Raw genomic sequence first — 13,539 nt, 5'->3', positions numbered from 1 at the left:
GTGATCGTGGTGAGGTGCCGGTGACGACGCTCGACCGGGATGAGACGCGTACCCCGGTGGTGGTACGACCGACCAGGGGGCCGGTGCCGTTGCGGGTGGCGGTGCCGGTGGCGGTGGCGGCCGGGTTGGCGCTGCTGGTGGCGTTCCCGCCGTACGGGTGGTGGCCGTTGGCGCCGGTAGGGGTGGCCGGGTTGGCGGTGGCGGTGCACCGGCGGCGGTTGCGGGCCGGCGCGGGGTTGGGGTTCCTGACCGGGGTGGCGTTGTTCGCCCCGTTGTTGGCGTGGACGAATCTGCACACCGGGCTGCTGCCGTGGGTGTTGTTGTCGTTGTTGCAGGCCGGCTATCTGGCGTTGCTGGGGGCGGCGTCGGCGTGGGTGTCGCCGGTGATCGACCGGTGGCGGTGGGCGTGGCCGGTGGTGACCGGGGTGTTGTGGGTGGGGCAGGAGGCGCTGCGCGACCGGACGCCGTTCGGGGGGTTCCCGTGGGGGCGGTTGGCGTTCAGCCAGGACGCGTCGCCGCTGCTGGGGTGGGCGTGGCTCGGTGGGGCCCCACTGGTCACCGGGGTCGTTGCGGTGGCCGGTGGGTTGCTGGTGGTGGGGTCGTGGCGGCGGTGGCCGGGCCCGGACGGGGCGTGGCGGCCGGTGGCCGGGGTCGCGGTCGGGTTGTTGCTGCTGGTGGGGGTGGGGTTGGCGGTCCCCACGGGTGCCGGCGGTGGCCGGTCGGTGCGGGTGGCGATCGTGCAGGGCAACGTGCCGCGGTTGGGGTTGGATTTCAACGCCCAGCGGCAGGCGGTGCTCAACAATCACGCCGATGCGACGGTGGAGTTGGCCGGGCGGGTCGCCGCCGGTGCGGTGCCGCGTCCGGACCTGGTGGTGTGGCCGGAGAACTCCTCGGACATCGACCCGTTGCGCAATGCCGCCGCCGGGGCGCGGATCTCCGCGGCTGCGGACGCGATCGGTGCGCCGATCCTGGTCGGTGCGGTGCTTGCCGGTCCGGGTGACGGTGAGGTGCGCAACGCCGGCATCCTGTGGCGGCCGGGCACCGGCCCGGACATGGCCCAGTTGTACACCAAGCGGCATCCGGTGCCGTTCGCCGAGTACGTGCCGATGCGGTCGTTGGCGCGGAAGGTGTCGTCGCAGGTCGACCGGGTGCGGGCGGATTTCGTGCCGGGGTCGACCCCGGGGGTGGTGGACGTGGGCCCGGTGGTCCTCGGTGACGTGATCTGCTTCGAGGTGGCCTACGACGGTCTGGTGCGCGACACCGTCGACGGTGGGGCGCAGTTGCTGGTGGTGCAGACGAACAACGCCACCTTCGACGTGGCGGAGGCCCGACAGCAGTTGGCGATGGTGCGGTTGCGGGCGGTGGAGCACGGTCGGGCGGCGTTGATGGCCTCGACGGTCGGGGTGTCCGGGTTCGTCGCCCCGGACGGGCGGGTAAGCGACGCCACCGGGTTCAACACCCGGGCGGTGGTGGTGCGGCAGGTGACGCTCTCCGACGGGCGTACCCCGGCCACCCGGGCCGGGCGGTGGCCGGAGTCGACGCTGGCGGGTCTGGCGGTGGCGGCGTTGGTCGTCGCGGGGATGCTGCGCCGTCGGCGGGAGGTCACCGTCGTCGGGTGAGCCGGCAGGAACGGGGGACGGGCGTGGGTGAGGCAGTCGCGGGGCAGCCCGGGGTGGGTCGGGTGCTGGTGGTGATTCCCACCTACAACGAGGCCGACAACGTCGCCGACGTGGTGGCCCGGGTCCGCCGGGCGGCACCGGCGGTGGACGTGCTGGTCGCCGACGACAACAGCCCCGACGGTACGGGGGCGTTGGCGGAGGCGATGGCCGGCACCGACGCGCAGGTGCACGTGCTGCACCGGCCCGGCAAGGAGGGGTTGGGGGCGGCGTACCTGGCGGGGTTCGGGTGGGCGCGGCAGCGCGGCTACGACGCGGTGGTGGAGATGGACGCCGACGGTTCGCACGCCCCGGAGGATCTGCCGGCGTTGTTGGCTGCGGCCCGCGACGCGGATGTGGTGATCGGGTCGCGGTGGGTGGGTGGGGCGCGGGTGGTGAACTGGCCGTGGCGGCGGTTGGTGCTGTCGCGGTGCGGGAACCTGTACGCGCGGATGGCGTTGGGGATGCCGGTGTCGGACGCCACGGGTGGTTTCCGGGTGTACCGGTTGTCGGCGTTGCGGGCGATGCGGCTGGAGTCGGTGTGTTCCCAGGGGTATTCGTTCCAGGTGGAGTTGTCGCGGTTGGCGCACCGGGCGGGGGTGCGGATCGTGGAGGTGCCGATCACGTTCGTCGAGCGGGAGCGGGGGGCCAGCAAGATGAGTCCGTTGATCGTGGCGGAGGCGTTGTGGCGGATCACCACCTGGGGGTTGCGGGACCGGCGGCCGGGTCGGCTGCGTCGCGGTCACGACCGGTGGCCGTGAGGTGGGGCGTGGCATGCTGGAGGAGCGGGCCTGTCGCCCCGGGCGTTGTCCGGTTGACGGTGGTGGGCGGGTTCCGCGCGACGCGGATGAGGTGAGATGCGCCGATACCTGAGGTTCGTGCCACCGGCCCTGCTGTTGGCGGTGGTGGCGGAGTTGGCGGTGTTCGTCGTGGTGGGCCGGGCCGTCGGGTTCGGCACGGCGGTGCTGCTGGTGTTCGCCGCGTCCCTGGTGGGTCTGGTGTTGCTGCGCCGGGAGGGGATGCGCGCCTGGCGGGGGTTCCGTACGTCGGTGGAGTCGCGGCAGCCGCCGGGCCGGCAGGTGACCGATGGTCTGGTCGGGTTGGCCGGTGCGTTGCTGCTGGCGGTGCCGGGTCTGTTCAGTGGTGTGGTGGGTGTGGTGTTGCTGGTGCCGCCGGTGCGCCGGTTGGTGCGCTCGGGGGTGCAGCGGGCCACTGAGCGGCGGGTGTCGTCGATGGTGGCCGGTGACCTGTTCGGTCCGCGTACGGTGCGGGTGCGTCGGGGTGAGCCGGCGGCGCCGACGCCGCCGGTCGACGGTGACGTGGTGGCCCCGCCGCCGGTCGACGGGGGTCGGGCCATCGAGGGGGAGATCGTGGAGCCGCGCCGGCCCTGACCGGCCGGCGGTCCCGCGCAGGAGCGGGCACAGTCTTTCGGCCCGGGTGGGGCCGGGGCGTGGGCTGCGGTTGTCCCGGTGGGCGGGGAAGCGGTGGTGACACGACGGCGCCCCCGGGGAGGAGATCCCCGGGGGCGCCGTCGTGGTGTGCGGTACGTCAGGCGCGGCCGCGGCGGGTGCGGACCTCCTGGAGCCGTTCGGCGAGGATGTCCTCCAGCTCGGCGATGGAGCGCCGTTCCAGCAGCATGTCCCAGTGGGTGCGTGGCGGCTTGGCCTTCTTCTGCTCCGGTTCGGTGCCGTCGACGAGCCGGGCGACGCTGCCGTCGAACTTGCACTCCCAGGTGGTGGGGACCTCGGCGTCGACGGCGAAGGGGACCTCGAACTGGTGGCCCTTGGCGCAGAGGTACTCGCGGGTCTGGCGCGGCGCGAGCTCCGTGTTGCGGTCGGATTCGTAGCTGACCGCGCCCAGACGGCTTCCGCGCAGCATGCGCTCGCCCATGATCGACTTCCCCTCGTTCGTGGTGCTGGTCTTCCGGTGTAACGGCCGGTCACCGCCGGGGCATTCCCGCCCGTCCGGTGGGACGGCCCCCGCAAGGGTAGCCCGCCGTCGCACCGCCCCGGCGGGTTCGTCTGCGGCCGGGTCGACATCGGTGCCGTGTCCCGGGTGTGCACCGCGATGGTAGCCGCCGCCGGTGCGTCCCGCGCCGACGACGGGCCGTACCGGGGCGGCCGGTGGCGATAGCATCCGCGGCATGGCCACCACCGTGCATCCCGGCGCGTGCCCCCTGGACTGTCCCGACACGTGTGTCTGGCAGCTCACCGTCACCGACGGGCGGCCGGTGGCGCTGCGCGGCGACCCTGGTCACCCGTTCACCCGGGGCGCGTTGTGCGGCAAGGTCAACCGTTATCTCGACGCGGTCACCGGGCCCGACCGGCTGACCACCCCCCTGGTGCGGGTCGGCCCCAAGGGGGTCGGGCCGGTGTCGTACCGGCCGGCGAGCTGGGACGAGGCGGTGCGTCGGGTCGCGGCCGGGTTGCGGGCCAGCATCGACCTCAACGGACCGGAGTCGGTCCTGCCGTACTACTTCGCCGGCACCATGGGTCTGGTGCAGGGCTGGTCGATGGGTCCCCGGCTCTTCGCCCACCTGGGGGCGTCGCGGTTGCGGACCACCATCTGCACCGCGGCGTCCCGGGCCGCCCTCGGGTCGATCTACGGCGGGTCCGTCGGTTTCGAACCGGAGTCGGTGGTCGAGGCGAAACTGATCGTCCTGTGGGGGGCGAACCTGCTCTCCACCAACCTGCACCACTGGCCGTTCGTGCGGCAGGCCCAACAACGCGGCGCGTACGTGGTCACCATCGACCCGTTGCGCACCGACACCGCGGCCCGCAGCGACGAGCACGTGGCGCCGCTGCCCGGCACCGACGCCGCCCTCGCCCTGGGGTTGATGCGGCACGTGCGGGACGTCGGTGGGGTCGACCGCGGGTGGTTGGACGCGCACACCGTCGGGTGGGAGCGGATGGCGGCCCGCCTGGACGAGTGGCCGGTGGAGCGTGCCGCCGCCGAGTGCGGCCTCGACGTCGACGTGGTGCGTCGCCTCGGCGAGCGGATCGCCACCACCCGTCCCACCGCCATCCGGATCGGGCTGGGCCTGCAACGGCACGCCGGGGCCGGGCAGGCGGTCCGGGCCATCGCGGCGATCCCCCTGCTCACCGGGGATTTCCGGTATCCCGGCGGCGGGGCGTTGGCCACCACCAGCGGGCATCACCGGGTCGACTCCGACCGGGTCGCCCGGCCCGCCGGGATGCCCGCTCCCCCGGCCCGGTCGATCAACATGAGTCGGCTCGCCGCCGCCCTGACCGGGGAGGCGGATCCGCCGGTGACCGCGCTGGTGGTGTTCGACACCAACCCGGTCGCGACCGTCCCGGACCAGAACCTGCTGCGTCGGGGGTTGACCCGCGGTGACCTGTTCACCGTGGTGCTGGAGCAGCGTTGGACCGACACCTGCGACTTCGCCGACGTGGTGCTGCCGGCCACCATGCAACCTGAGCACCTGGACCTGCACACCTCCTACGGTCACCACTACGCCACCCTGAACCTGCCGGTGCTGGACCCGCCAGGGCAGGCGCTGCCCAACACGGAGATCTTCCGGCGGATCGCCGCCGCGCTCGGGCTGGACCATCCCCGGCTGCGTGACAGCGACGAGGACCTGGCCCGGCAGCTGCTCGACGGCACCGGCATCAGCTACGACGAGTTGGTACGCAGCACGTACGTGCGGGCGACGGGGGTGGCGGTGGGGTCCGCCCCGTACGCCGAGGGTGGGTTCCCCAGCCTCGACGGGCGGGCCCGGTTCCACGATCCGCGTCTGACCGCGCAGGGCGTCGACCCGCTCGTCGGGTACACCCCGCCGGTGGAGGTGGGTGACGCGGCGCTGGCCCGCCGGTTCCCCCTGGCGTTGATCTCCCCCGCCGGCCGGTTCTTCCTCAACTCGACGTTCGCGTCGTTGCCGTGGCACCTCGGTCGTACCGGCCCGCCGCGCATCCACCTGCATCCCGTCGATGCCGCCGCCCGGGGCCTGGCCGACGGTGACCCGGCGCGGGTGCACAACGACCGGGGCGAGTTCCTCGCCACCGTCGCCGTGGACGACGCGACCCGCCCCGGGTTGGCGTTCACCTACAAGGCGTACTGGGCCCGGTTGAGCCCCGGCGGCAGCACCGTCAACGCGGTGACCGGGGTCCGGGACACCGACCTCGGTGGGGGGCCCACGTTCCACGACACCCGGGTCGAGGTGCACCCCGCCCCGGTGGGCCGACCCGGCGACGCGGGCGGACCTGACCCGTCGGGGTCGACTCAGCCCGGCTGAGTGGGGCCGCTGAGCCGGGCCAGCGCGCCGGCCAGGTCACTGACCTGGTCGGCGAGTTGACCGGCCCGGCGTTGGGCGGCGTCACGGTCGGCCTGCGCCGCCGGCAGCAGCCGGTCCAGTTCGGCCAGCCGGGCCCGGTCGGCGGCGGTCGCCCGGTGCGCCTGCGTCACCTCCGCGCGGGCCCGGGTCAGCTCGGCGGTCAGCGTGTCCACCCGGGCCAGGGCGGCGGCCAGGTCCTCGGCGGCGCGGGCGGTCAGCGCGGCGGTCTCCTGCCGGGCGGCCGTCGCGTCGGCCCGTGCGGCGGCGACGTCCCGCCGGGCCGCCTCGGCGGTGGCCTCCGCCTGCCGGGCCTGCTCGGTGGCGGTGTCGGCGCGGGTACGGGCCGCCTCGGCGTCGGCGTGGGCCTGCCGGGTCTCCTGGCGGGCGGCGGCGGCCTCGGCGGCGGCGCGCTGCGCGTCGGCCAACTCCCGGGCGGCGTCGGCGCGGGCGGCGTCGCGTTCGGCGGTCAGGTCGGCGGTGCGTTGCCGCTCGGCGTCGCGTTCCGTGCGTAGGGTCCGCAGCTCGTGCCGGGCGGCGTCCCGGTCACGTTCGGCCTGCACCCGCAGCGCCTGCGCGGCGCTGGCGTCGCGGCGGGCCGCGTCGGCGGCGGTGTCGGCCTGCGCGGCCCGCTGCTGTGCTTCGGCGGCGCGGGCGTCGGCCTGCGCGGCGCGGGCCTGCGCCGCGTCGGCGGCGGCGGCCGCGGCCCGGGTCTCCTGCCGGGCCCGGGTGGTCTCCGCGGCGGCCGTCTCGGCGGCTTCGCGGGCCTCGTCGCGGGCGGCGTGGGCCTGGGCGATGGCGGCGGCGGCGTCGGCGCGGGCCTGGGCGAGTTGCCGTTCCACCCCGACCGGGGACAACTCGGCGTGCAGCGCCTCGGTGAGGGTTTCCACCACCTGGTCGAGCCGGTCGACGGCCTCCCAGGTGCGGGCCACCTGGCCGGGCAGGCCGGGGGCGTTGCGGTGGCGCATCCGGGAGTTGCGGGACGCCCGCTGGCAGGCGCCGTCGTTGTCCCGGCAGTAGCGGAACGGGCGTCCCGCGCCGGCACGTTGCGGCACGTCACGTCCACAGTGCGCGCAGGGGCGCAGGTCGGCGGGGGAGGGCTGCGGGTCCATCGCCGGGCAAGTCTAGAGGCTGCACCTGGCCCCGGGTGCGGCGGCGTCGCGCGGGCGTCGGGATGGTCCACCGGTACCACGACCGTTACCGTGGGCCGGTGGCCGTCTCCCCGTACATCGTGAAGTTGCGTGCCCACGTCGGGCACGACCTGTTGCTGCTGCCCGGGGTGACCGGGGTGGTCCGTGACGACGCGGGCCGGGTGCTGCTGGCCCGTCGGGGCGACAACGGCCGCTGGTCGCTGCCGGCCGGGGTGGTCGACCCGGGTGAGCAGCCTGCCGAGGCCGTCGTGCGGGAGGTGTGGGAGGAGACCGGGGTACGGGTCGTCGTCGACCGGATCGCGGGGGTCGCCACCCACCCGGTGGTCTACCCCAACGGCGACGCCTGCGAGTACCTCAACGTGTGGTTCCGCTGCCGGCCGGTCGGTGGGTGGCCCCGCGCCGACGGTGACGAGTCCACCGAGGTCGGCTGGTTCGCCCCCGACGCGTTGCCGGAGCTGGACGAGTGGGCGCGGTTGCGGCTGGACACGGCCGCCGCCCCCGACGACGCCCCCTGGTATGCGCGGCCCGGGGAGCGGCATCCGGCCCTGTGCCGACCCGACGCGCTGTGACCCACCGACGCGCTGTGTCCGGCCGGTGCGCTGTGACCGGCTGGTGCGCTGTGACCGGCCGCAGGTGCGCCGCTCACCCGGTGCCGGCCGGCCGGCCGCCGAAGGCCACCCGCACCGCCGTGCCCGCCGGCAGGTCACAGACGGCGTCGCCGTAGGGGCTGCGCACCCGTACCCGCTGAGCGGACACTGCGACCACGCGGGCGGTGACCCGACCCTCGTCCCAGGTCAGCTCCTCGACGGTGATCCGCCCCCGGCAGGTCACCCCGCGCAGCGTCCCCCGGGTCAGGCCCGGTGGCAGCGCCGGCAGCAGCCGCAGCAGCCCCGGCCGGGACTGCACCAGCGCCTCGATCAGCACCGCCGGCAGGGTGTGCGCGGCGTCGGCGTTGTAGGTCACCCGGCCCGGGTTGTGCGCACTCATCAGCGACCGGAAGAACATGTCCGCCGCGACGATGCGCCGCAGGTACGCCCCGACCAGTGGCCCGTCGCCCAACCGGGCCGCCACCAGGGCCCGGTGCAGGGTGCCGTGCGCGGAGCCGTCCTCGTCGCCGCGGACCGTCAACGCCCGGTGCGCCGCCGCCGCCAACTCCGGGGTGTCGTCGGGGTCGACCTCCCCGGTCGGCCACACCGGATAGAGGTGGCTGACGTGCCGGTGGTCGTCGTCGGGGCGGTAGCCGGGCCACGCCCACTCGGCCAGCGCACCGCGCTCGTCGATGCGGTAGCCGGGCAGCCGGTCCCGGGTAGCCGCCCACCGCTGCGACCCGGTCACCTCGGCGGCGACCGTCATGGCGTGCCGGGCGGCGGCGACGTCCATGGTGGCGTTCACCGCGACGGGCACCGGCCGCCCGGTGTCGTCGAGCGGCCCGGTCTCCGGCGAGTACGACGGCACCAGCGCCGGCTGCCCGTCGACGTCGGTGAGCACGTCGGTGAAGAAGTCGGCGACCTCGGCCAGCCACCCCGCCACCTCCCCCAGTGGCTCCCCGGTCACCTGGTGGTGCTCGTACAGCGGGTGCAGCAGCCAGTGCGCGCCGGCCAGCCAGGCGGTGAACGGCCAGTGCGGGTGGACGTGGAACAGGTGCCCGTGTTCGCCGTCGGTGCGGCTGGGCGCCAGCAGGCCCCGCGCCCCGTAGACGGCGCGGGCGTTGTCCCGCCAGTGGTCGACCTGGGCGCGGACCAGCCGGGCGTGCGCGGCGGTCACCTCGGGCAGCGCGCCGACGTTCGCGCCGGCCAGTTGCAGGTTGAGGTTGGCGTCGGTGGTGAAGTCCCCCGCCCAGGCGGCGTCCCAGGACCCCGTCCAGATCCCGGTCAGCCGGGGCGGCAGCACCCCGCTGGCACTGAACAGCAGGTACCGGCCGGCGTGGAAGAGCCGTTCCAGCAGTGCCGGGTCCAACCGGTCGGCGGCGACCTGCCGGGCGGTCAGCGCACCGACGGGCAGGTCCCGGTCCGCCGCCGGCACCGCCAGGTCCAGGTCGACGCGCCGGTACGGGCCGGTGTGCCGGGCGACGTGCCGGGCCAGCAGGGTCGGGTAGTCGTCCGGGCCGGCGGCCAGTCGACGTTCCTGCGCGGCGGTGCGCCACCGGGGGCTGCGGGTGCGGTCCAGGACGGTGGTCAGCAGCGCCGGCCCGTGCACCAGCACCCGGTCGCCGGCGGGTTCGGCATCCCCCCGGACCAGGGTCACCCCCTCGAACCCGTACGCCCCGCCGACGTCCGGGTAGCGGCCGCGTACCCGCAGGAACACCAGCCCGTCGTGGCGGTAGGCGGTGGTGTCGTAGTGCACCGTATCGGGGCGGCCGGGCAGGTCACCGGTGGCCCCGACGACACACCCGCCCTGGTCGAGGTGGGTGACGACGAGCCGGTCGGCGCGGGAGACGAAGCTGCGTCGCCGTCGCCCGGACCACGACACCACCACCTCACCGGTGCGGAAGTCGGTGTGCCGCCGGTAGTCACGCACCGGGGTGGGCGCGGCGTCGACGGTCAACGCGAACCCCGGGTGGTACGGCTGGGTCCACGTCAACTCCCGGCCGCCGGTGAGCAGTTCGCCGGCCTCGGCCCGCCGGCCGGTGAGGACCAGTTCCCGGATCCGGGGCAGCAGCGCGGCCAGCTGCGGTGCCCGCGCGTCGTGGGTGCCGTTGGGCAGCACGAACCGGTGGTGGTTGAGCACGAGCCGCTCGGCGTGCGGTTCGCCGGGCACCATCAGCCCGTACTCGCCGTTGCCGGTGAGGAACGCGTCGGGCCAGTCGACGGCGGGGGCGTCGTCCCAGATCCGGTGTGCTGCCGGTGGTGGCCCGCAGGTCACGGCCGGGCCCGCACGGTCGGTGCGGCGGTGCTGTCCCGGATGGTCAGCCGGGGCGGCAGCAGGGTCACCTCCGGCACCGCCTCGTCGTGCAGTTTGCGCATCAGCAACGCCACCGCCTGCCGGCCGATCTCCTCGGCGGGCACCGGCACCGAGGTGAGCCGGGGCCCGGCCTGCTCGGCGAACTGGTCGGGGCAGATCGCCACCACCGACATGTCCTGCGGCACCCGCCGGCCGAGGGTGGGCAGGCAGGCCAGCACCGGCCCCACCGCCGCCTCGTTCTGCACCACCAGCGCGGACAGGTCGGGGTGCCGGTCGAGCAGGTCGGCGAGTTCCTGCCGGATCGAGGCGGGCCCCTCCTCGAAGGGTTGGGTGACGACGGTGACGCCGTGCCGGTCGGCGGCGGCGGCCACCCCGGCGCGGGTGCGGTGGGCGAACCCGGTGCCCCGGTCGTAGACGGCGGCGGGGGCGCCGAGCAGCGCCACCCGGCGGTGCCCGAGCCGGGCCAGGTGTTCCACGCACACCTGCCCGGCGCGGTGGAAGTCCAGGTCCACGCAGGTCAGGCCGGTCGGGTCGGCGGGGACACCGATCAGGACGCTGGGTCGGGTCAGGTCCCGCAGCAGCGGCACCCGGGAGTCGTCCAACTCGACGTCCATCACCAGCATCCCGTCGACCATGGCGCTGCCGGCGATGCGGCGTAGCCCGGCCGGTCCCTCGTCGGAGGTGACCAGCAGGACGTCGTGGTCGTAGCGGCGGGCCGTGGTGACGACCGCGATGGCGAACTGCATCACCACCGGCACCTGCATGCCGGCGCGCAGCGGCAGCACCAGCGCGATGGTGTTGGCCCGGCGGCTGGCCAGTGCCCGCGCCCCGGCGTTGGGGTGGTAGCCCAACTCCCGGATGCTGGCCAGCACCCGGGTGCGGGTCACCTCGGAGATGGCTCGTTTGCCGCTGAGGACGTACGACACGGTGCTGACGGCGACCCCGGCGTGCCGGGCGACGTCGACGATGGTGACCTGGTCGGGTGACTTGCGTCCGCGCCCGGGTGCGCCGGTCACCGGGTACCGCCGCCGGCCGGGACCGCCGGGCGGGACTGCTGCGTTGCGGGGCGGGCGTGTACGGTCACCGCGCCGACGGCCCGGATGTCACGGGCGGAACGGCCGACCAGCAGGGTGTGGGTGGCGTCCTCTACGACGGGGCCGTCGCGGTGTTCGTCCCACCAGGACAGGTCGGTGGTGCGCAGCCGCAGGGTGACCCGCTGGTGTTCGCCGGGGGCGAGGGTGAGCCGGGCGAAGTCGCGCAGCTGCCGCAGGGGCTGCTTGACCCGGGAGTGTCGCTGCCGGGTGTAGAGCTGCACGATCTCCGTACCTTCCCGGTCGCCGGTGTTGCTCACCTCGACGCTCACCTCGACCTCGTCGCCGACGGGCACCGTCGGTGCGCTCACCTGCAGGTCAGCGTAGTCGAACCGGGTGTAGCTGAGGCCGTGGCCGAACGGGTACAGCGGTTCGCCCCGGTAGTAGAGGTAGGTGCTGTCCGCGCCGATGACGTCGTAGTCGAGCAGGTCGGGCAGGTCGGCGGTGTCGGCGTACCAGGTCTGGGTGAGCCGGCCGGCGGGGTCGGCGTCGCCGAGGAGCACCTGCGCGAGGGCGGTGCCGTGTTCCTGCCCGCCGTGCGCCGACCACAGCACCGCCGGGACGTGTTCCTGCGCCCATCCCACCGCGTACGGGTAGCTGCTGGTGAGCACCAGCACGGTGCGCGGGTTGGCCGCGTGTACGGCGCGCAGCAGCCGGTCCTGTCCGGCGGGCAGGTCCAGGTCGGCCCGGTCCTCGGTCTCCCGGCCGTTGACCATCGGGTGGTTGCCCAGGACGACGACCGCCACGTCGGCGGCGGCGGCCAACGCGGCGGCCTCGGCCACTCCGTCGGCGACGAGTTCGACGGTGAAGCCGGTGGCGGTGTCCGGGTCGGTGGCGTCGGCGCGTAACCGCCCGTCGTCGCCGACCCGCACGTACGCGCCGGTGGCGAGGTGGTGCAGCAGGGTCGTGCCGTCGGGGCGGTGGTGCAACCGGAAGGTCTCCCGCACGATCCAGCCGCCCGGTCCGGGCCGGTCGTTGATCAACGTTCCGTCGTCGTCGACGCCGACGTGCCGGCCGTTGGCGACGGCGCGGAGCGCCACCACGTCGCGTCCCCAGTCGAACACGTCGAACCAGGTGCCGTCGCGGCCCTCGTCGGCGGTCAGCGGTCCCCCCTCGGACGAGCGGGGGCAGCGGACGTGCCGGTTGCCGACCCGCAACGCGATCCGGTCGGCGCCGGGGTGGTGGGTGACCGTCGGCAGCGCCCGGGCGAGGCCCTCCCGGACGGTGACCGTGTAGGGCAGGGTGCCGCTGTACCAGTCGGTGTGGACGGTGTCGGCGAGCGGGCCGAGCACCGCCACCCGGGTCGTCGGGTCGGCCGGCAGGGGCAGCAGCCCGTCGTTGCGGAGCAGCACGACCGACTGGCGGGCGGCCTCCCGGGCCAGGTCCCGGTGGGTGGGGCTGTCGAGCACGTCGGGGGACACCCCGGCGAACGGGTCCTGCCCGGGTGGGTCCAGGTCACCCAGCCTGATCCGGACGGTGAGGATGCGCCGTACCGCCCGGTCCACGTCGGACTCGTCGATGAGCCCCCGGTCGAGGGCTTCGGTGAGCCGTCGGATGGTCTGTCCGCTGTCGGTGTCGTCCTCGGTGAAGTTGTCGATGCCGGCGCGTAGGGCGGCGGCGAAACCGGTGACGTGGTCGGGCAGGTGACCCTGCACCCCGGCGATGTTGGTGACCGCCCCGGCGTCGCCGACGACCATCACCTCGTCGGTGGTCCACCGGCGCAGTTCGTCGTTCAGTAGTGGGCTCAGGTGCGCGGGCACCCCGTTGACCAGGTTGTACGAGGCCATCACGGCGACTGCCGCACCGGCGGCGAGCGGGGCGCGGAACGCGGGCAGTTCGTACTCGTGCAGCACCCGGGGTGGCAGGTCGCTGGAGGTGGTGGCCCGGTCGGTCTCGTTGTTGTAGCCGAGGAAGTGCTTGACCGTCGGGGCGGTACGCAGCCGGTGGGGGTGGTCGCCGCGGAGCCCGAACGCGTAGGCGGTGGCGAGGCGGCCGGTCAGCCACGGGTCCTCCGACCAGCCTTCCTCGTTGCGGCCCCACCGGGGGTCGCGCAGCGGGTTGACCACCGGTGCCCACACGTTGAGCCCGACGGCGGCCGGGTCGGCCTGGTGTTTGACCCGGACCTCGTCGCCGGCGGCGGCGCCCACCGCCCGGATCAGGTCGGGGTTCCAGCTGCTGGCCAGGCCGACGACCTGGGGGAAGACGGTGGCCGGGCCGAGCCAGGCGACCCCGTGCAGCGCCTCGGTGCCGGTGCGGAATCCGGGTAGGCCCAGGCGTGGCACCGGGGCCTGCCACTGGTGCAGCAGGCCGATCTTCTCGGGCAGGGTGAGCCGGGCCAGCAGGTCGTCGGCGTGCCCGGCGGGGGACGGGCCGGTGGCGCGGTCGGTGGGGTCGTTCATGCGGTTACCTTCCGGTGGGCTCGCGGTGAGGCGCCGGCCGGCGGTCGAAGCGCT

10 protein-coding genes are annotated in these 13,539 nt (G+C 74.9%); 5 read left to right on the top strand and 5 right to left on the bottom strand.

Annotated elements, in window-relative coordinates; genetic code table 11:
- Window positions 1-20: 20 nt before the first annotated feature.
- The 3 genes from lnt (at window position 21) to JQN83_RS05495 (ending at window position 3,046) form a co-directional block, all read left to right on the top strand.
- Complete coding sequence (lnt, locus tag JQN83_RS05505; RefSeq protein ID WP_372443987.1) at window positions 21-1,619, top strand: apolipoprotein N-acyltransferase; 1,599 nt, start codon at window positions 21-23, stop codon at window positions 1,617-1,619.
- Window positions 1,616-2,416 (top strand): polyprenol monophosphomannose synthase, encoded by an 801-nt coding sequence (locus JQN83_RS05500; protein WP_307799035.1) that lies wholly within the window; start codon window positions 1,616-1,618, stop codon window positions 2,414-2,416. The genes lnt and JQN83_RS05500 overlap by 4 nt, the downstream gene beginning before the upstream one ends.
- 96 nt (window positions 2,417-2,512) lie before the next feature.
- Window positions 2,513-3,046: an FxsA family protein gene (locus tag JQN83_RS05495; RefSeq protein WP_208565957.1), complete on the top strand. Its 534-nt coding sequence runs from the start codon at window positions 2,513-2,515 to the stop codon at window positions 3,044-3,046.
- Between the two features lie 157 nt (window positions 3,047-3,203).
- On the opposite strand, the gene JQN83_RS05490 is transcribed toward JQN83_RS05495, so the two are convergent.
- A complete protein-coding gene (locus tag JQN83_RS05490) occupies window positions 3,204-3,545 on the bottom strand; it encodes an RNA polymerase-binding protein RbpA (protein WP_007070998.1) in 342 nt (113 codons plus the stop codon).
- 253 nt (window positions 3,546-3,798) lie between these two features.
- Here JQN83_RS05490 and JQN83_RS05485 point away from each other — a divergent pair, with 253 nt between their 5' ends.
- Window positions 3,799-5,907 carry a molybdopterin-containing oxidoreductase family protein gene (locus JQN83_RS05485; RefSeq protein ID WP_208565956.1) on the top strand — a complete coding sequence of 703 codons (2,109 nt, stop codon included), beginning with the start codon at window positions 3,799-3,801 and terminating at the stop codon, window positions 5,905-5,907.
- On the opposite strand, the gene JQN83_RS05480 is transcribed toward JQN83_RS05485, so the two are convergent.
- Window positions 5,895-7,055, bottom strand: a complete 1,161-nt coding sequence (locus JQN83_RS05480) for a hypothetical protein (RefSeq protein ID WP_208565955.1) — start codon at window positions 7,053-7,055, stop codon at window positions 5,895-5,897. The two genes, JQN83_RS05485 and JQN83_RS05480, sit on opposite strands and share 13 nt — an antisense overlap.
- A 98-nt stretch (window positions 7,056-7,153) precedes the next feature.
- Between JQN83_RS05480 and JQN83_RS05475 the strand changes: the two genes are divergently transcribed.
- Window positions 7,154-7,663, top strand: coding sequence for an NUDIX hydrolase (locus JQN83_RS05475; protein WP_208565954.1), 510 nt, complete (start codon window positions 7,154-7,156; stop codon window positions 7,661-7,663).
- 73 nt (window positions 7,664-7,736) lie between these two features.
- Here the strand turns inward: JQN83_RS05475 and JQN83_RS05470 are convergent, their stop codons facing one another.
- From JQN83_RS05470 to JQN83_RS05460, 3 genes are read right to left on the bottom strand one after another with little or no spacing between them, the layout of a single operon-like run.
- A complete protein-coding gene (locus JQN83_RS05470) occupies window positions 7,737-9,956 on the bottom strand; it encodes a glycosyl hydrolase family 95 catalytic domain-containing protein (protein WP_208565953.1) in 2,220 nt (739 codons plus the stop codon).
- On the bottom strand, window positions 9,953-11,011 hold the full coding sequence (locus JQN83_RS05465; RefSeq protein WP_208565952.1) for a LacI family DNA-binding transcriptional regulator: 1,059 nt from the start codon (window positions 11,009-11,011) through the stop codon (window positions 9,953-9,955). The genes JQN83_RS05470 and JQN83_RS05465 overlap by 4 nt, the downstream gene beginning before the upstream one ends.
- Window positions 11,008-13,485, bottom strand: a complete 2,478-nt coding sequence (locus tag JQN83_RS05460; RefSeq protein WP_208565951.1) for a beta-glucosidase family protein — start codon at window positions 13,483-13,485, stop codon at window positions 11,008-11,010. The genes JQN83_RS05465 and JQN83_RS05460 overlap by 4 nt, the downstream gene beginning before the upstream one ends.
- Between the last annotated feature and the right edge of the window lie 54 nt (window positions 13,486-13,539).

This window comes from Micromonospora antibiotica, assembly GCF_017599305.1.
Lineage (GTDB): Bacteria > Actinomycetota > Actinomycetes > Mycobacteriales > Micromonosporaceae > Micromonospora > Micromonospora antibiotica.
This window is presented reverse-complemented; position numbering and strand designations above follow the sequence as displayed.

What these genes read in the sequence shown, in the direction of transcription:
- JQN83_RS05495 (WP_208565957.1), top strand. Translation starts at nt 2,513, where the DNA reads ATGCGCCGATACCTGAGGTTCGTGCCACCGGCCCTGCTGTTGGCGGTG.
- JQN83_RS05490 (WP_007070998.1), bottom strand. Translation starts at nt 3,545, where the DNA reads ATGGGCGAGCGCATGCTGCGCGGAAGCCGTCTGGGCGCGGTCAGCTAC.
- JQN83_RS05485 (WP_208565956.1), top strand. Translation starts at nt 3,799, where the DNA reads ATGGCCACCACCGTGCATCCCGGCGCGTGCCCCCTGGACTGTCCCGAC.
- JQN83_RS05480 (WP_208565955.1), bottom strand. Translation starts at nt 7,055, where the DNA reads ATGGACCCGCAGCCCTCCCCCGCCGACCTGCGCCCCTGCGCGCACTGT.
- JQN83_RS05460 (WP_208565951.1), bottom strand. Translation starts at nt 13,485, where the DNA reads ATGAACGACCCCACCGACCGCGCCACCGGCCCGTCCCCCGCCGGGCAC.